17 protein-coding genes are annotated in these 17814 nt (G+C 63.1%); 2 read left to right on the top strand and 15 right to left on the bottom strand.

From position 1 onward, the window contains the following. The first annotated feature begins 15 nt into the window (after positions 1-15). Positions 16-726 carry a carbonic anhydrase gene (locus tag PCO31010_RS10110; protein WP_246184530.1) on the top strand — a complete coding sequence of 237 codons (711 nt, stop codon included), beginning with the start codon at positions 16-18 and terminating at the stop codon, positions 724-726. Positions 727-799: 73 nt separating this feature from the next. Here the strand turns inward: PCO31010_RS10110 and PCO31010_RS10105 are convergent, their stop codons facing one another. From PCO31010_RS10105 to PCO31010_RS10050, 12 genes are all read right to left on the bottom strand, one after another. Further along, the gene (locus PCO31010_RS10105) at positions 800-2149 is read right to left on the bottom strand and encodes a sigma-54-dependent transcriptional regulator (RefSeq protein WP_150664224.1); all 1350 of its coding nucleotides are present in this window, start codon (positions 2147-2149) and stop codon (positions 800-802) included. Then, a complete protein-coding gene (locus PCO31010_RS10100) occupies positions 2149-4158 on the bottom strand; it encodes a sensor histidine kinase (RefSeq protein ID WP_150664110.1) in 2010 nt (669 codons plus the stop codon). The genes PCO31010_RS10105 and PCO31010_RS10100 overlap by 1 nt, the downstream gene beginning before the upstream one ends. 191 nt (positions 4159-4349) lie before the next feature. Beyond that, positions 4350-5636 (bottom strand): dicarboxylate/amino acid:cation symporter, encoded by a 1287-nt coding sequence (locus tag PCO31010_RS10095; protein ID WP_150664109.1) that lies wholly within the window; start codon positions 5634-5636, stop codon positions 4350-4352. A gap of 44 nt (positions 5637-5680) precedes the next feature. Continuing rightward, positions 5681-6475, bottom strand: a complete 795-nt coding sequence (locus PCO31010_RS10090; protein WP_150664108.1) for an ABC transporter ATP-binding protein — start codon at positions 6473-6475, stop codon at positions 5681-5683. Positions 6476-6485: 10 nt separating this feature from the next. Beyond that, positions 6486-7322, bottom strand: a complete 837-nt coding sequence (locus PCO31010_RS10085; RefSeq protein ID WP_052252453.1) for an ABC transporter permease — start codon at positions 7320-7322, stop codon at positions 6486-6488. Positions 7323-7336: 14 nt separating this feature from the next. After that, positions 7337-8305, bottom strand: a complete 969-nt coding sequence (locus PCO31010_RS10080; protein WP_150664107.1) for an ABC transporter substrate-binding protein — start codon at positions 8303-8305, stop codon at positions 7337-7339. A 420-nt stretch (positions 8306-8725) separates the two neighbouring features. Further along, on the bottom strand, positions 8726-9505 hold the full coding sequence (locus tag PCO31010_RS10075) for an IclR family transcriptional regulator (RefSeq protein ID WP_046290609.1): 780 nt from the start codon (positions 9503-9505) through the stop codon (positions 8726-8728). A 1-nt stretch (position 9506) separates the two neighbouring features. Further along, positions 9507-10391, bottom strand: a complete 885-nt coding sequence (locus PCO31010_RS10070; RefSeq protein ID WP_150664106.1) for an N-formylglutamate amidohydrolase — start codon at positions 10389-10391, stop codon at positions 9507-9509. Between the two features lie 409 nt (positions 10392-10800). Continuing rightward, positions 10801-11808, bottom strand: coding sequence for a lipoyl synthase (gene lipA, locus PCO31010_RS10065; protein ID WP_039402093.1), 1008 nt, complete (start codon positions 11806-11808; stop codon positions 10801-10803). Positions 11809-11832: 24 nt separating this feature from the next. Further along, a complete protein-coding gene (gene lipB / locus PCO31010_RS10060) occupies positions 11833-12546 on the bottom strand; it encodes a lipoyl(octanoyl) transferase LipB (RefSeq protein ID WP_150664105.1) in 714 nt (237 codons plus the stop codon). Positions 12547-12655: 109 nt separating this feature from the next. Beyond that, a complete protein-coding gene (locus PCO31010_RS10055) occupies positions 12656-13591 on the bottom strand; it encodes a DMT family transporter (protein ID WP_150664104.1) in 936 nt (311 codons plus the stop codon). A gap of 205 nt (positions 13592-13796) precedes the next feature. Next, complete coding sequence (locus PCO31010_RS10050; RefSeq protein WP_150664103.1) at positions 13797-14129, bottom strand: DUF2917 domain-containing protein; 333 nt, start codon at positions 14127-14129, stop codon at positions 13797-13799. Between the two features lie 100 nt (positions 14130-14229). On the opposite strand from PCO31010_RS10050, the gene PCO31010_RS10045 reads away from it, so the two are divergent. Beyond that, positions 14230-15270: a transcriptional regulator GcvA gene (locus PCO31010_RS10045; RefSeq protein WP_150664102.1), complete on the top strand. Its 1041-nt coding sequence runs from the start codon at positions 14230-14232 to the stop codon at positions 15268-15270. A gap of 71 nt (positions 15271-15341) precedes the next feature. On the opposite strand, the gene PCO31010_RS10040 is transcribed toward PCO31010_RS10045, so the two are convergent. Genes PCO31010_RS10040 through PCO31010_RS10030 form a run of 3 tightly spaced genes read right to left on the bottom strand, consistent with a single transcriptional unit; the run spans position 15342 to position 17792 of the window. Then, positions 15342-15611: an HP0495 family protein gene (locus tag PCO31010_RS10040; protein ID WP_150575326.1), complete on the bottom strand. Its 270-nt coding sequence runs from the start codon at positions 15609-15611 to the stop codon at positions 15342-15344. Next, the gene (locus PCO31010_RS10035; RefSeq protein WP_150664101.1) at positions 15608-16456 is read right to left on the bottom strand and encodes a D-amino acid aminotransferase; all 849 of its coding nucleotides are present in this window, start codon (positions 16454-16456) and stop codon (positions 15608-15610) included. Before PCO31010_RS10035 ends, PCO31010_RS10040 begins: the two co-directional genes overlap by 4 nt. A gap of 19 nt (positions 16457-16475) precedes the next feature. Further along, positions 16476-17792, bottom strand: a complete 1317-nt coding sequence (locus PCO31010_RS10030) for a D-alanyl-D-alanine carboxypeptidase family protein (protein WP_425495010.1) — start codon at positions 17790-17792, stop codon at positions 16476-16478. Positions 17793-17814: the final 22 nt, after the last annotated feature.

Raw genomic sequence — 17814 nt, 5'->3', positions numbered from 1 at the left:
GAGACGAAATCCCCGGTGGCGCAACCTTCGACGCGACGTCTTTTCCTTCGCGGTTCGAGTGCATTGGCCGCCACGATCACAGGATTGACGAGCAGCATCTCGACCTCCGCTTGGGCTGCCAAGACGCCCCCCAAACCGCATAACATCGTCTCACCGGACGACGCCATCGCCCGACTAAAAGAGGGCAACGCGCGATATGTCGCCGGGCTCATGCGTCGTCATGATTTCGCGTCCGAGCGTAAAGCGCTCACGGAAGGACAAAACCCTTATGCAGCGCTGCTGAGTTGCGCAGACTCGCGCGTCGCGCCGGAGTACGCATTCGATAGCGTGCGCGGCGACCTGTTCACCACGCGCGTCGCGGGCAATATCGTCAGCACCGACGTGACCGGTAGTCTCGAATACGCCGTCGCTGTGCTCAAGGTGCCGCTCATCGTCGTGCTGGGGCATGACAAATGTGGCGCCGTCGATGCCGCACTCAGCGCGCACACCAAAGGGACGACCTATCCGGGCAGCATCCAGGCTATCGTTGAACAAATGCTGCCGACGGTGCGCAAAGTCGATAAGGCACCCGACCGACTGGCAGCAGCCGTCTCGCAAAACGTGTCGGATAACGTGAGCGCGCTGCGTGCCGCGTCGACCATCTTGCGAGATGCGGAGGCGAAAGGCGCGCTAAAGATCATAGGCGGCGTGTACCGCCTCGGTAGCGGAAAGGTCGACCTGATTTGACCTCACTGCGACGTCGATAGGGGGGATACCTGGGATGCCGGGGATACGGGAACTGAAACGCGCCAACAACGACTCAGCGCCCGTCTCCCCCCTCGCCGTGCCCGCGCGTATGCAAGCCGTAGCGCTTGAGTTTTTCGTACAGCGTTGCCTTCGGCACATGTAACGCCTCGGCCGTCGCTGCCACGTTGCCCTTGCTGTGTTCCAGCGCCTCCTGAAGCACGGCCCGCTCGAACCGTTCCACCTGCTCCTTGAGCGGCAGCGGTGCGAGCGACTCCCCTTCGGGCGCGCTCGCCACACCCAGCACCAGACGGTCGGCCGCGTTGCGCAACTCGCGCACGTTGCCCGGCCAGTCCGACTGCAGCAACTCCTGACGCATCCGGTCCGACACCACCGGCGCGGGGCGTCCGTAACGCACGGCCGCATCGAGCATGAAATGTTCGAACAGCGGCAGGATGTCTTCACGACGCTCGCGCAGCGGTGGCAGCGCAAGCGTCACCACGTTCAAACGGTAGTAAAGGTCGCGACGGAACGTCCCCTCGCGCACGAGCGCTTCCATGTCGCCCTTGGCGGCCGCCACCACGCGGCAGTCCACACGAATCGATTGGTTCGATCCGAGGCGCTCCAGCACGCCATCCTGCAACACGCGCAGCAACTTCACCTGCAACGCGGCGGGCATGCTCTCGATCTCGTCGAGAAACAACGTGCCGCCCGACGCATGTTCCAGCTTGCCGATACGACGTTTCGCCGCGCCGGTAAACGCGCCGACCTCGTGACCGAACATCTCGCTCTCGAAGATCGCCTCGGGCAATGCGCCGCAGTTCAGCGCGACGAACGGTGCATCGCGGCGACGCGACAACTCGTGCAGACTACGCGCGACCAGCTCCTTGCCGGTGCCGGTGTCGCCGTTGATGAGCACCGGGGCATCCGTCATGGCGACGTTGGCGATCAACGTGCGCAACGTCTCCATCGACGGGCTACGTCCGATGATGCGCGAGGCGCGTCCGCCCTGCTCCGCCAACTCACGACGCAGCGCCTGATTCTCCAGCATGAGCTTGCGCGTTTCCAGCGCACGCTTGGCCGACTCGATCAGACGGTCCGGCGCGAAGGGTTTCTCGATGAAGTCGTAAGCGCCGTCGCGAATGGCTTGCACCGCCATCGAAATATCGCCATGACCTGTGACGAGAATGACCGGCACTTCCGGCGCGTGCTGACGCAGATGCGCGAGCAATTCGAGCCCGCTCATGCCGATCAGACGAATGTCCGACACGACAATACCGGCGAAGTCCGGCGTGATGCGCTCTCGCGCCGCCTCTGCCGAGGCAAGTCCGAAGGCATCGAGCCCGGCGAGTTGCAGGCTTTGCAGCGTGGCACGCCGCACGAGTTCGTCGTCTTCGACAAATAGGATCTGGAGGTTCTTGTACATCATGCGATTGTCGCGCCGGTGCGTTGCACGCGGCGCAGCGTCACGAGAAATTCAGCCCCACCGCCCGGAACGTTGCGGGCGACCAACTGGCCGCCGTTCTCTTGTGCGATGGATGACGAAATTGCGAGTCCGAGCCCCATGCCCTGACCGCCCTCCTTGGTACTGAAAAACGGCTCGAACAGACGCGGCATATGTGCCTCCGAAATGCCCGGCCCGTTGTCGCGCACATAAATGCGCGCCCACAGGTCGTCCGCGTCCACGTCGATCCATATCGACGGCGAGGCTTGCGGGTGAGCTGCCCCCACCACGGCGTCGATGGCGTTACCGACCAGATTGATCAACACCTGCTCAAGGCGCAAGCCCTCGCACGCCACCTGCACATCGTCCAGGCCGCGCGCGAAGGTGGTCGTCACCTGAATACCGGCCAGACGTACGCGCAGCAGCATCAGCGTATTGTCCAGCGCTCGTTGCACCGAAGCTTCCATGTCACCACGCCGCGCGCGCCCCGCAAAGAGACGCAACTGCCCGGTGATCTTGCCCATACGGTCGGTGAGCGACGCGATGGCTTCGAGGTTCTCCTGCGCGGCGTCGTACTCACGGCGCTCGATCAGCACGCGCGTATTGTCCGAGAAACTGCGCAGCGCCGAGAGCGGCTGGTTGAGTTCATGCGTGATACCGGCGGCCATCTGCCCCAGCGCCACGAGTTTCGATGCCTGCACGAGTTCGCTCTGTGCCTCGCGCAATTCGTGTTCGGTGCGCGAGCGCTCCTGCACTTCCGTTTGCAAACGCTCGTTGGCGGATTGCAGATCGGCCGTGCGCTCGGCGACACGCTCGCCCAGTTCGGCATAGGCGGACTGCAACAGTTCGCGGCTCTTGAGCATGTCGCGCACACGCTGACGTCGCTGATTCCACGCCACGCCCAGCAAACAAGTAAACGCCGCCAGACACGCCGCGGCTACCGCCGCGATCCGTGCATTGGCGATCACCTGATCGAGCGGCGCGAAGTACATGAGCGTCCAGTCGGGCTCGCCCAGCTTGCGCTGCACGGCGAGAAAGCGCCGGTTCTTGCCCACGCCTCTGCCGTCGTGCACCGTCACGACCTCGCCGTCGGCATCGAGCCGTTCGTCCTCGCTCCATGCGAGCGGCGTGACGTTCTGGTTGTAATACTGGCGCGTGCTGTCGAGCGCGGCCTTCACGGCCGGGGCGAGCGGCGTGAGCGAACGATATTGCCAGCGCGGCTCGGACGACAGGAAAATCACGCCGTGGTCGTCGGCCACGACAACGGGCTCGGAGGCATCTGCCCCCGCGCGCTGGAACCACTCCAGGTTCAGCTTTACCACGACCACGCCGTGGATCTGACCATCGACGAGAATCGGCTGTGAGACGAAATACCCTGGCTCACCGGAGGTCGTCCCCACACCGTAAAAGCGGCCGAAAGCACCTTTGATAGCGTCGATGAAATACGGACGAAAGCGGTACTCCTGTCCGACGAACGTGGCCTTCTCTCGCCAGTTGCTCGCGGCGAGTGCCAGACCGTTCGCGTCGATCACGTACGCGGCCGATGCCTTGGCGCGTTGATTGACGTCGAACAGATAATCGTTGGCCCGCTGCACGACGGCCTTGTCTTTCGGATTGAGCAACAGGTCGTGCACGTACGGGTGCAGCGAGAGCAGATACGGAAGAAATTCGTAGCGGTCGACGGTACTACGCAGGCTGCCTGCGTAACGCTCGACGCGCGCGCCGGCATTCACGCGCAGGTCGGCCACACCCCGCTGCCAGCTCAGGGCGTACGTCAACCAGCAAAACAGGACACTCGCCAGCAACATGACGACGATCCATGACCAACGGCGCATCGGGACGGTCCTCTCGAGATCGATGGGGACTTCGTCGCGCCGATTGCCCACTGCGTCCTTCCCGTCCTTATGGCTCACGGGCGCAGCGGCACCTTGGGGTGCGTGACTGCCGTGGGCGTGGCGGGCGCGGATCGTGTTGTCGTGCGGGGTGGCCATTGGGGCACAAGGTGTTGCGTGAGATGCTCAAAGGACCACCGGGCGGCGAAGCTCAGGCGCTATTGTGCCTGTGCCGCGCCGCCCGGTGGCGAACGTACGGTCGATACAGGTTGGCAGGGAGCCGGCGAACCGGTCGGCAGTGTCGCGCGAAACACATCACGCGCAGCACCGCCCGCCCCTGCCGCCGGCCGTCAGGCCAGTTCCGGACCTTGCTTGCCCGACATGGCTTCGGCCAGCTTCTTGCGGTCCAGTTCCTTTTCCCAGGCCGACACGACGATCGTCGCGACACCGTTGCCGCAAATGTTCGTCAGCGCACGGCATTCGCTCATGAAGCGGTCGATACCGAGAATCAGCACCATCCCGGCGACCGGAATCGTCGGGATCACAGCCAGCGTTGCGGCCAGCGTGATGAAGCCTGCGCCGGTCACGCCCGAAGCACCCTTCGACGTCAGCATCGCCACGGCGAGCAGCGTGAGCTGTTGGCCCCAGGTCAGGTCGATGTTCGTCGCTTGTGCGATGAACAGCACGGCCATCGTCATGTAGATGTTCGTGCCGTCAAGGTTGAACGAGTAACCGGTCGGGATCACGAGACCCACCACCGACTTCGAGCAACCGGCCTTTTCCATCTTTTCCATCAGGTGCGGCAGCGCAGCTTCCGACGAGCTCGTACCCAGCACGATCAGCAGTTCTTCCTTGATGTACGCGAGGAAGCGGAAGATCGAGAAGCCGGTGAACTTGGCGATCAGACCCAGCACGACGATCACGAACAGGAACGACGTCAGGTAGAACGTACCCATCAGCTTGGCGAGCGGCACCAGCGAGGCGATACCGTACTTGCCGATGGTGAAGGCCATCGCACCGAAAGCGCCCAGCGGAGCGACCTTGGTGATGATGTGCACAACACGGAAGAGCACGCCCGACACGCTGTCGATCCAGCCCGTCACCACGCGACCACGCTCACCGATCATGCCCAGCGCTGCGCCGAACAGGATTGCGATCACGAGGATCTGAAGGATTTCACCCTTGGCGAACGCGTCGGTGATCGTGTTCGGAATCAGGTGCAGCAGGAAGTCGGTGAACGTGTCGCCGTGTGCAGCCTTCGCGGCGTAGCCCGCGATTGCCTTCGGATCGAGCGTGCTGATGTCGACATTGAAGCCAGCGCCCGGCTTGAGCACGTGCGTGGCGACCAGGCCGATCACGAGTGCGAGCGTCGAGACGACTTCGAAGTAGATCAGCGCCTTGCCGCCAACGCGGCCGACCTTCTTCATGTCTTCCATACCGGCGATACCGGTCACAACCGTACAGAAGATCACCGGACCGATGATCATCTTGATGAGCTTGATGAACGCGTCACCGAGCGGCTTCATCTCGACGGCCAGATCGGGCCGGAAGTGCCCGAGCAGAATGCCGACGACAATGGCAAACAGCACCTGCACGTACAGGATGCGGTAAAAGGGTTTTTTGGTCTGGGTTTGCATGTTGTTTCCTCTTCAGGCGGCGGGGCAAGCCACCGCCCTTCTTATTAATCCGCGGTGACGCCGCGAATCTCGCTTTGCGCAAAGCGCATTTGCTCCTCCATCACCATCTGGGCCAGCTCCTTCTTCAATTCATTGAATTCGCTGCCTGCCGTGTCGCGCGGACGGGGTAGTTCGATGACCACGTCCCGCTTGACCGTGCCCGGCCGGTACGTCATGACGACGACCCGGTCGGCCAGATAGATCGACTCCTCGATACTGTGTGTGACGAAAATGATCGTCTTCCTGAATTCCTCCCAAATGCGCAGCAACTCGTCCTGCAACGTGCGACGCGTGAGGGCGTCGAGCGCGCCGAACGGCTCGTCCATAAGCATGATCGGGCTGTCGAGCGCGAGTACGCGGGCAATCGCCACGCGCTGACGCATGCCGCCCGAGAGATCGCGCGGATAGCGGTCGCGAAACTCGCGCAGGTTGAGCTTGCCGAGCAGCAGGTTCACGCGCTCGTTGATCTCGGCGCGCTTCATGCCCTTGATTTCGAGACCGAACGCCACGTTCTGCGCCACGGTCATCCACGGGAACAGTGCGTACTCCTGGAACACCATGCCGCGATCCGGGCCCGGCTCGGCGGCGGCGTCGGCACGCCCGTTGATGCGAATCGCACCCGACGTCGGTTGCACGAAGCCGGCGAGTGCGTTGAGCAACGTCGACTTGCCGCAACCCGACGGGCCGAGCAGGCAGACGAACTCGCCTGCGTTGATGTTCAGGTCGATGTCCTTGAGCGCGTCGACGACGCCGCCGGGAATCGGGAACTGTTTGTTGACGTGATCGATTTGAATCAGCATGTCAGTCGCCTCACTTGGTTTCCAGACCACGGTGCCACTTGAGCAGGTGGTTGTTGAGACGATCCATGCCGAGGTCGATCACCAGACCGAGCAGACCGATGGTCAGCATCCCGGCGATGATCTTGTCCGACCACATGTACTCGCGCGCTTCCAGAATGCGATAGCCCAGACCGTTGTTCACGGCGATCATCTCGGCCACGATCACAACGATGAACGCCGTGCCGATACCGATACGCACGCCCGACAGGATGTAGGGCGTGGCCGCAGGCAGAATCACGCGACGGAAGATCGTGAGCTGACCCGCGCCTAGATTGCGCGCGGCACGCAGATAGATGCCGTCGACGTGACGCACACCGGCAATCGTGTTCATCAGCACCGGGAAGAACGCGCCCAGTGCGATCAGGAAGAACGCGGGGGGATTGCCCAGACCGAACCAGAGAATGGCCAGCGGAATGTACGCGATCGGGGGAATCGGACGCACCACTTGCACCAGCGGGTTGAACAGGCCGTAGACGCGCGTGCTCGTGCCCATGAGCAGACCGAGCGGCAGCGCAATGCCTGCGCCCACGATGAAGCCCATGATCACGCGGTAAAGGCTATGCGTGGCGTCCATGAGCAGTTCGCTCGATTCGAGCCACGCGCCGAAGCCTTCGGCCATCGCCACGGTAGGTTTGAGGTATTGCCACCACTTGGTCACAACAGCGAGCGGCGACGGGAGAATGATCGGGTTGATCCAGCCGAGGCCGGTGACGATCTGCCAGATCACCACGACCGCGACAGGGATCAGCACGCCGCGCAGCATACGCGCGGCGCGTGAAGCACCCGAATGGGGGAGCACTGCGGACATCCTTTCGCCTCGCCTTACTTAATGTTCAGCTTGGCTTTCGCCTTGGCGAGGAGGTCGAGCTTGACCCAGTCTCCCGCCTGCGGCACCGGATCCTGCAACTTGCCCACGCCGTACTTCTTCATCAGGTCGGTCGTGAGTTGCACGTGCGAGAGGCTCAGGTCGTAGCTATACGGCGAGTTGCCGATGGCGTCCGTGAAGTCCTGCTCCGTGATCTGGTTCTTGAACATGTCCTCGCGAACGTACTTCTCGGCCGCCTTCGGGTTTTTGATGAAGTAATCGGTCGCTTCGACGAACGCGTACATCAGACGTTGGGCAACGTCCGGCTTTTCCTTATAGAGCTTCTCGGTGATCACGAGCGCACGCACCGGCTCGCCGATGGGCGTGTCGTACGGCTTGAGCATTTCCACGCCGAAGCCCTTGTTGATGGCTTGCGAGGCTTGCGGCTCCGACTGGCACATCGCGTCGATGCTGCCAGCGGCCAGTGCCTGATTCAGATCGGCGAAGGCCATGAACATGATCTGCACGTCCTTGCCCGGCTGATCCGACCACGTCAGACCGGCCTTCGCCAGTTCTGCGTACAGAATCATTTCCTGAGCACCGCCACGGGCCACGCCCACCTTCTTGCCCTTGAGATCGGCCACCTTGGTGACCGGCAGTCCCTTCTTCGCCACGAGACGCACGCCGCCCTTGGCGAAACCGGCCACCGCGTAGATCGGTGCGCCCTGAGCGCGACCTGCGATAGCGGCATCAAGCGCGCTTGCCGACACGTCGATCTGACCGGCCACGATGGCCGGCATGATGTCCACGCCCTTGGCGAACATCCGTTCCTCGATCTTCAGGCCGTACTTCGGTCCAATCACTTTCATGTACGACACGGCGCCGTAGTGGGCGAACTTCAGGTTCCCCAGACGCACCAGATCGTCGGCAAAAGCGTGTAGCGAAGCTGCACACAGCGCAGCGGCGGCAAGGCATTGCTTGAACATAAGGTCTCCTCTCTTTATTAGAACGGCTTGCTCTGGGTTTCCGGAATTCCCATGGGAATTCGGAAACGACGGCAGCACGCGCGATAGAAAGCAATACTTATGCTAGCGATGCAAGTGCTTGATTTTATTGTGGGAAGCTGTGGAAAACCCGATGATCGCTTATACGGAAAATCGGAAAGCAAGCACAGATTGTTTCTGGTTTTCCGGAAAATCTCGGGGAATTGGGAGATTTCACGCGTTATCACGCGTTAAGGCCGGGTGAGTCCGAGGCTCGATGCGTCACAACGGACCGTTGAAATAGACAAACCTCCCTTGAAAGCGCCTGCCTGTGGCGGCAGGGCCTTCGATGGGAGGTTCTGATTCCGGCGGGGTTGCGCAACCGTCATCGGTTGCTCGCCCCGCAGGTTGCGCTCAGCGCACTTAGGCGGAAAGCGCTTCCGGGACCGGCGTGTGATAGCCCAGTGCGGCCGAGATCTCTGCGGCACAGGCCGACAGACGCGACGAGATATCGGGTAGCAACGCACGCGTCATGCGCGACGACGGGCCCGAGGCCGACAGCGAGGCAATCACCTCACCCGACGCGTCGCGCACCGGCACCGCGACCGAGACGGCTTCCGGCGCGAGTTCACCAAAGCTCACCGCGCAATCCTGACGACGCACGTTCAGCAGTTCGGCCGCCAGTTCGTCGCGCTCGATCAGCGTACCCGCCGTGAAGCGCTTGCGGGGACGACCCAGCACTTGCGCACGGACGTCGTCCGACGCAAAAGCCAGCAGCACGCGGCCCGACGCGCCGACGTACAACGGGCGACGGTTGCCGACCACGCCATGCACGCGCAGTTCGTGCGTCGATTCCACGCGGGCAACGCACAGCGATTCGAGACCGTCGCGCACGCGCAACTGGATGTTCTCGTTGAGCGCACGGTTGAGTGCTTGCAGGTGACGATGGGCGACCTTCACGAGGTTGACCTGTTCATGGCCTGCCACGCCGAGTACCAATGCCTGCGCACCCAGCACGTAGGTCACCGGACTGCCCTCGCGAACCACCCAGCGGTGCTGTTCGAGCGTCGCCAGCAGACGAAACGCCCGCGACTTGTTCAGGCCGGCGCGCTGCGCCAGTTCCGTCACACCCAGGCCGGGGCACTCCCCGACCAGCGACAGCAGCGAAAGCGCCGTGTCGACCGAAGCGACTGTGTAGTCCATCTCAAACTTCCTCGCTATGTTGTTCGGCATAGGCGGCAAGCGCCGCCGCAAATTGGCCAAGTTGCGATTGCAGCGTCGAAAAGCCGTCATGCTTCTCGCCGCTAGATTCGTTCAGATAAAGCGCCTGATTCAGTTCGATCTGCACGCTGTGACGTCGCTCGGCGGGGCGTCCGAAATGACGCACCAGATCGCCACCTCGGTACGGCACGTTGTATGCGGTGCGCAATCCCAGACGCGTGAATTCGGCCATCACCCAGCGCGAAAACGCGGGGTCTGCGGTGGTGCCGTCGCCGTCGCTCACCAGTACGTCGGGGCGCGCCATACCGGCATCGGGATCGAGTGCGCCGCCGCGCGAGCGCATCGAATGGCAGTCCAGATGCCAGACCACGCCGTGACGCTGCCACGCAGAATCGAGTGCATCGCGCAGCGCGTGGCGATACGGCACGTAGTAGTCGTGAATCCGTCGCTCGACTTCGGCCACCGTCAGGCGGCGGTCGTAGAGCGGTACGTTGGGAGCAGCAAACCGGTGCAGCAGACCGACGCCACGCTCGCTATAGCCTTGCGGACGCGCATCGTGCGGCCACAGGCTCGCCAGCAATTCGGGGTCGATGTCGTGCTCGGCGCGATTCGGATCGATATAGGCGCGCGGGAAAAGCGCTGCGACGAGCGTGGCGCCATGATGCGTCGCGACGGACCAGAGTTCGTCGACATAGGCGTCGCCGCAAGCGAGGATCGCGGCGGTCGGGGCGATGGTGTCGAAGTCCGGCGGGAGCACATGGCCGCTGTGAGGCGCGTCGATCACCAGAGGCAAGTGCCCCCCGTGGCGCACTGCGCCACCTTGCGGTGCTTCAACGAAAAATCGGCCCTCAGTGACCTGACGGGACATGCTGCCTCCTGGCGTGCATCCGGAACATCCGCTCGCCCAATAACCATGACGTGCGCAGTGTTTTGCCAAGCAAAACAAAGTTTCAATATTCTGGAACAACGCACCCGGCGCCACAAGGTGACGGTTGTTACAACATATTTCGAGGGAGATGAAGCTGGCGGGAGGGGGTAACGCTGGCCGTTCGGCGACGATCGTTGCAAATGGCGGTGCGTATCGTAGGCATTCGAACGCGTTAGTCGGCATCCGGGGATGCCCGTGGTGCGTATCGGCTATTAAACCGGGCGCGACTTGTGACGTCCCGTAATTGAGTATGGGGGTCGGGCTAACAACGGACGAAAAAAAACGGACCGTCTTTCGACGATCCGCTTTCGTGATGCTTTCGTCCGGACGGGTGCCGGAAGGACTCCGCTCAGATGGCGTCGGCCACACCTGCTTCGTGCGCCTGCACGTCGGCGTGATAGCTCGAACGCACCATCGCGCCCACGGCCGCGTGGGTAAAGCCCATCTTGTACGCTTCTTCCTCGAACATCTTGAACGTGTCGGGCGTCACGTAACGGCGCACCGGCAGGTGGTGCTCCGACGGTTGCAGGTACTGACCGATCGTAAGCATGTCGACGTTGTGTGCGCGCATGTCGCGCATCACCTGAAGAATTTCTTCGTCCGTCTCGCCCAGACCGACCATCAGGCCCGACTTCGTCGAGACGTCCGGATGCTGCGCCTTGAACTCCTTGAGGAGCGTGAGCGAGTGCTGGTAGTCCGAGCCGGGGCGCGCTTCCTTATACAGACGCGGCACCGTTTCGAGGTTGTGGTTCATCACATCGGGCGGTGCGGCATTGAGAATGCCCAGAGCGCGGTCCAGACGCGCACGGAAGTCCGGCGTCAGGATTTCGATGCGGGTCGACGGCGACAGCTCACGCACGTGGCGGATGCAATCGACGAAGTGCTGGGCACCGCCGTCGCGCAGGTCGTCACGGTCCACGCTGGTGATCACGACGTACTTCAGACGCATCGCGGCGATGGTCTTCGCGAGGTTCAGCGGCTCGTCGACGTCCAGCGGGTCCGGGCGACCGTGGCCGACGTCGCAGAACGGGCAACGGCGCGTGCACTTGTCGCCCATGATCATGAACGTAGCCGTGCCTTTACCGAAGCACTCGCCGATGTTCGGGCAGCTCGCCTCTTCACAGACCGTGTGCAGATTGTGCTCGCGCAGGATCTGCTTGATCTCGTAGAAACGGGAGGTATGAGTGGCCGCCTTCACGCGAATCCAGTCCGGCTTCTTCAGGCGCTCGATCGGCACGATCTTGATCGGAATGCGCGCCGTCTTGGCTTGCGACTTCTGCTTCGCGGTGGCGTCGTAATCGCCGTCGATCGTGCGAACTTCTTTGTTCGTGCTGTCGTTCTGAGTCACGGTGGTCATGATGGGGGCTTTCCAGGCGTCCAATCAGGCGGCGGCGTCTGCGCTGGCGGCCGAATTCGTATCGGCCTGCGGCGCGGCAACTGTCGTCGCGGGGTGCTGTTCGAGGTGATGACCGAGTTGCTGCGCCAGTCGCGCGGCCACTTCATCCCAGCGGGGAGCCACGCCAAGCGTGGCCATGTCTACGGTTTGCAAACCGGCGTAACCGCACGGATTGATCCAGTCGAACGGACGCAGATCCATCGCGACGTTCAGCGAAACGCCGTGATAACTACAGCCATTGCGGATTTTCAACCCGAGCGCAGCGATTTTCGCGCCGGCATGCGCCACAGTGCCGTCGCCCGGGCTCACATAGATCCCCGGCGCGCCGGCATGGCGCTCAACGTCGAGATTATACGCCCCAAGGGTGTCGATCACCGCCTGCTCGATCAGACGCACCATTTCGCGTACGCCGAGCTTGCGGCGTCGCAGGTCCACGAGCAGATAGATCACCACCTGACCGGGGCCGTGATACGTAATCTGGCCGCCGCGGTCGACTTTGACGAGCGGGATACCAGTGTTGGCAACGAGCAGGTGAGCGGGATCGCCAGCGAGTCCGAGCGTGTAGACGGGCGGATGCTGGACGATCCAGAGCTGGTCGGGGCCGTGCGAGCCACGCGCATCGGTGTACGCGCGCATGGCGTCGAACGAGGTGGCGTAGTCTTCTGTGCCGCGCCAGCAAACTTCGATCGGGGAGGTCATGGACGCAATTTTAGCGAAACCACGCCAGTCTTGCTCGAAGCCATGTCCGGCAGGACGCGGCGCCCGGTGTTGCCCGGCCGCAACGGTCACCGGCGTCAGCGCCGCAGCCTCAGGCCGCCTTTCGGGCAGGTGCCGCGCCCAGACCTCGGGCATACCACCCGGCCGCGAGCAGAATCATCACGCCGCCCAGCCACTGCGTCGGGTGCAGCACGATGCCGAACGCCAGAAAGTCCACCGCCACGGCGACCACGGGGTAGACGAAGCCGAATACAGCCAGGCTCGACGTCGACGCCTTCTGAAACGCCCCGTAGAGCAACAAATACATGAACGTCGTGTGGAAAAGGCCCAGCGTGACGATGGCGCCGACCTCACGCGGTGCAGACGGCAAATGCTGGAAGTCCGCCATCCAGACGAAAACGACCGCCCCGATGACCATGTGCAGCGCAGCGATGATCTCGGGACGAATCGTCCCGGCCAGCTTCTTGGTGAAAAGCGTGGTCGCGGCGTAAAGCGACGCAGCCGCCAGCGCACTCGCCACGCCAATCAGATAACCCGCGCCATGCACGCCCCCCGGCTCGGCCAGGATCACCAGCCCGGCGAACGCCACACCCAGACAGCCCAGCGTGGCCAGCGACGGCCGCTCGCGCGTGACGATCACACTGGCGAGCACCAGCAGGAACGGCTGGACGTTGTAGACGACGGTCGTAATGCCGACCGAGGTCAGCCGGTAAGCCGTGAACAGGAAATACCAGTTCGAGACGAGCGTAATCGCCCCAAGGGTCACGTTCACCACTTGCCAGCGTGTCATGCGCAAGCCGCGCCAGTAACCGCGAAGCGCACACCAGCCGCACAGGCTGAGCGCGCCGATCAGGCAGCGAAAGAACACCACATTGAGCGCGGGCTGGCCCGACATCAGCACGAAGTAACCGATCGTGCCGGAGATCACCATCGCGGCGATCATCAGCAAACGCCCGAGGCGTTCGTCGGCTTGCGGGTTCGGTGTGGCGGAGGACGGCATCGGTGCAGGGGGCGAAGCTTGGCTCATCGGGGGACGACTTCTCTTGTTTCGACGCGTTATCGCTGTGCTTTTGATTCGATTATTGCGCGTCTTGTTGTGAATTCGATTAACAGCACCGAGGGTCGGACTTCGATGGCCCAAACGAAACACGCGCTCGTCCGGCGACTATCGCCTTGGAGCGCGTGGGTTTCACGGGCCGAAGCCCGGCACATCGATCGGATTGCCAGTGATATCAGGCGGCGCAGGTGCAGGAATTCGCTTCACGCGCCGCACGACGGCCCGCCAGCCACTTGCGAAGCAGGCGCATCACCGGAAAGCGACGCGAGACTTCGCGCTCCAGTTGAGCCTCGGCGGGCGTATCCGCAGACACCCAGTAGCGGCGTCCCGGCTCAACGGCCAGGCGCTGCCCCGGCGCGAGCCAGTAATCGCGCGGATCGCCGGCACGCGTCACCCAGACCGACGAGCCACGTGCGACGAGCGTATGCTCATGGTGCAGATCGAGCGTGATCACTTCGCCCGGGCGAAGACCGTAGAAGTACTGAACCTTTGTCAAATTGTTTTGCATTTTACGACCCCCACTCAGTGCGAGACAATGACTGAATCATAGGGACTGGCAGGCGCCGTATCAAACGACATATTTTCACGGCCTTGCGAATAGAACTCACATGGACCTTCGGAGACTTCCCAACCTTAGCGCCTTGCGCGCCTTCGAGGCGGCTGCCCGCCTGGAGAGCTTTTCCCGTGCGGCGGAAGAGTTGTTCGTCACACACGGCGCAATCAGCCATCAGATTCGCGCGTTGGAGCAGGAGCTGGGCACCATCCTGTTCGCCCGCAACGGCAAGCGCATCAGCATCACGCCTGCGGGGCGTCAGTACGCTGCGTCGATCCGGGCCGCCCTCACCGACATTGCGCAGGCCACGCGCAAGCTGCAAGCGGGCACGCGCAGCGAGCGGCGCCTGGTGCTCACCACCATGCCGTCGTTCGCCAGTCGCTGGCTGACCCCGCGCATCGGCCGCTTCATCGACCGGCATCCGGAACTGGAAGTGGAGTTGCGATGCAGCGCGCAGTTGACCGATTTCGAGCGCGACGACGTCGACATCGCCCTTCGTATGGGCAAGGGTAACTGGCCGGGGCTGCACATCGAGAAGGTGCTCGACGACGTCTTCTTCCCCGCGTGCAGTCCATCCTATAACGACGGCAAGCTGCCGCAGACCGCCGACGAATTTCGCCAAAGCACGCTGCTGCGCTCGCAAGATGAGCCGTGGGCCCCGTGGTTCGCGTCCGCAGGTTTCGATATCCCCGAGCCGATGCAAGGGATGATGTACGAGGATTCCGGCATGCTCTCGCAGGCCGCCATCGTCGGTCAGGGGGTGGCGCTGGTGCGTCGCTCGCTCGCGGTCGGCGACATCATGGCGGGACGCCTCGTGCGGCTGTCCGACGTCGATACGCCGTGCGAATGGGATTACTTCTTCGTGTGTCCGCTAGCCGTGCTGGAGACGAAACGCGTGCAGGCGTTCAGGACGTGGTTTCTGGAGGAAGTGGCGGCGTTCGAGCTGGTGAAGGACACGCGGCAGCGTCCGACGAAGCCGAGCCGTGCTGCGCTGGCGGCCGGGATGGCCGCGACGGCCGGGGAGATGGCGACCGATGCGCAACTGGGTCTCGACCCTGCGAAGCTGCCCGACGACGGGGCACCGACGCACGCCTGATCGATCCGGGGATCGGAAGTCGGAAGACGCGCGCCTGAGGCAAGCTCGGGCACGCGTCGGTACTACGTCGCTTACAGCACCACCTTCACCATCGGATGGGACGTCAGCTTGCGGTAGATGTCGTCGAGGTGCGCCTGCGAATGCGCGCGCACCGTGACGGTCAGACCGAGATACTTGCCCGTGCTGGACGGACGCATTTCCATCGTAGCCGCGTCGAACTGCGCATCGAACTCGCGCAGCAGCTCCGCGATGGCCTGCGCGAAGCCGTCCTGCGCATGTCCCATCACCTTGATGGGAAAGTCGCACGGAAACTCGATCAGGCTCTTCTTCTCTTCCGTCATAGTGCCTCCTTGGCGCGTTGATACGCCGCATAAAGCGCGCGGAAGACGGGGCCCGGCTTGCCGTCGCCCACCGGCTTGCCGTCGAGCGTGACGACAGCCAGCACTTCCTTCGTGGCAGACGTGATCAGCAGTTCGTCGGCGTCGCGCACTTCCGCTTCGCTCACCGCACGCTCCTCGAACGCGATCCCGCATTCCTGCGCGAACGATTCGAGCGCGCCGTAGCGAATGCCTTCGAGAATCCGATTATCGCGCTGCGGCGCGGCCATTACACCGTGCTTGATCACCCACACGTTGCTCGACGACGCTTCCGTCAGCAACCCGTCGCGGAACTGGATCGTTTCCTGCACATCGTGATCGGCCGCGTATTGCGCCATCAGCACGTTGCCCAGCAGCGACGTCGACTTGATGTGGCAGTTCAGCCAGCGACGGTCTTCATGCGTGACCGCGCCGACGCCCTGCTCCACCTTCTCGCGGCTCGGCAGCGTAAGCGGCGTGGCGATGCCGAACACGGTCGGCGTGATGTCCTTCGGGAACGTGTGCTGACGCGGCGCGACACCGCGCGTGACCTGCACGTAGACGCTGTGCGGATCGGCCGCACACGTGGCCGACAGACGCGCGAACAGCGCTTCCCATTCGGCACGCGTGTACGGGTTCGCGATGCGGATTTCCGCGAGACTGCGCTCCAGGCGGTCGAGATGCTGCGCAAGACGGAACGGCTTGCCGTGATAGACCGGCACGACTTCGTAGATTCCGTCCCCGAAGAGGAAACCTCGGTCGAGGACGGAAATCTTCGCGTCGGCAAGCGCAATCAGTTCGCCGTTGAGCCAGACGGTGGGGTTGTTCATGATGCGAATGGCTTCCCGGTTACTTCTTCACGAACATCAGACGCAGGGCGTCCCATGCACGGCCGATGAAGCTGGCCTGCGCCACGTCGGCCAGCGCCACGACCGGGAATTCGGCCAGTTGCTTGCCATCGGCCATGACCTTGACGGTGCCGACCTGCGCGCCGTTGGCGATCGGTGCGATCAGCGGCTCACGCAGTTCGAGTTGCGGCTTGATCTTGTCGGCCATGCCCTTGGGCACGGTAATGAAGGTGTCCTTCTTCACGCCGATCTTCAGTTCGCTGTCCTTACCCTTCCAGACCTTGGGGGTGGCCACGACCTGATTCGCGCCGTACACGCGCAGTGTGTCGAAGTTCTGATAACCGTAGTTCAGCGCCGAGAGGCTGTCCTGAACGCGCGCGCGTTCGGTCGGCTCGCCCACGACCACCGACAACACGCGACGGTTCACGCCCGCTGCGCCCGGCAACGGACGCGATGCCGTCGACACGAGGCAGTAGCCCGCTTCCTTGGTGTGGCCGGTCTTCAGGCCATCGACCGTCGGGTCGAGCGACAGCAGACGGTTACGGTTCGGCTGTCGGATGTTGTTGTACGTGAAGCTCTTCTCCGAGTAAATCTTGTAGTACTCGGGGAAGTCCTGAATCATGTGCGTCGACAGCGTGGCGATGTCAGCGACCGTCGTGTAGTGCTGCGGGTCGGTCAGACCGTCGACGTTCGTGTAATGGGTGTTCTTCAGGCCCATGCGCTGCGCGGCGCGGTTCATCAGCTCGACGAAGCCCGGCTGCGAGCCGCCGACGAGTTCGGCCAGCGCGATGGAGGCGTCGTTGCCCGACTGGATGATCATGCCCGAGACCAGATCGCGCACCGAGACCGGCTTGCCGGCTTCGATGAACATGCGCGATTCGTCGCGACCCACCTTGCGAACCGAGTCGCCCGGAATGACGGTCTGATCCATCGAGATGCGCTTGTCGCGAAGGGCTTCGAAGACCAGATACGTCGTCATGATCTTCGTGAGCGAAGCCGGCTCCACGCGGGCATCCGGGTCACCGGCGGCGAGCACCTGACCGCTGGTGACGTCGACAATGGTCCACGCCTTGGCCGACATCGGCGGCGGCGGGATCTGTTGAGCGCGGGCGGGAAGCGTAGCGAGCGAGCCATAAGCGACAATCGCCGCGGCGGCGGCGGCACGGGACAGCGAAGCGTTGAATTTCATTGGCGATGAGAAAAACGAAGTGAGCGAAGCAAAACTCAGAGGCATCTGCGCTTGAAGGCACCGTGCAACCCACGCTTTGGCGAGCGCGGCACGGCGAAGAAGACGGCGGCACCGGAGCGCCGGAGCCATGCCGTTCGGGAAATAGACCCGT

The organism is Pandoraea commovens, assembly GCF_902459615.1.
Classification (GTDB): domain Bacteria; phylum Pseudomonadota; class Gammaproteobacteria; order Burkholderiales; family Burkholderiaceae; genus Pandoraea; species Pandoraea commovens.
Note: the sequence above shows the minus strand (reverse complement) of the source record. Positions and strands in the feature narration are given on the sequence as shown.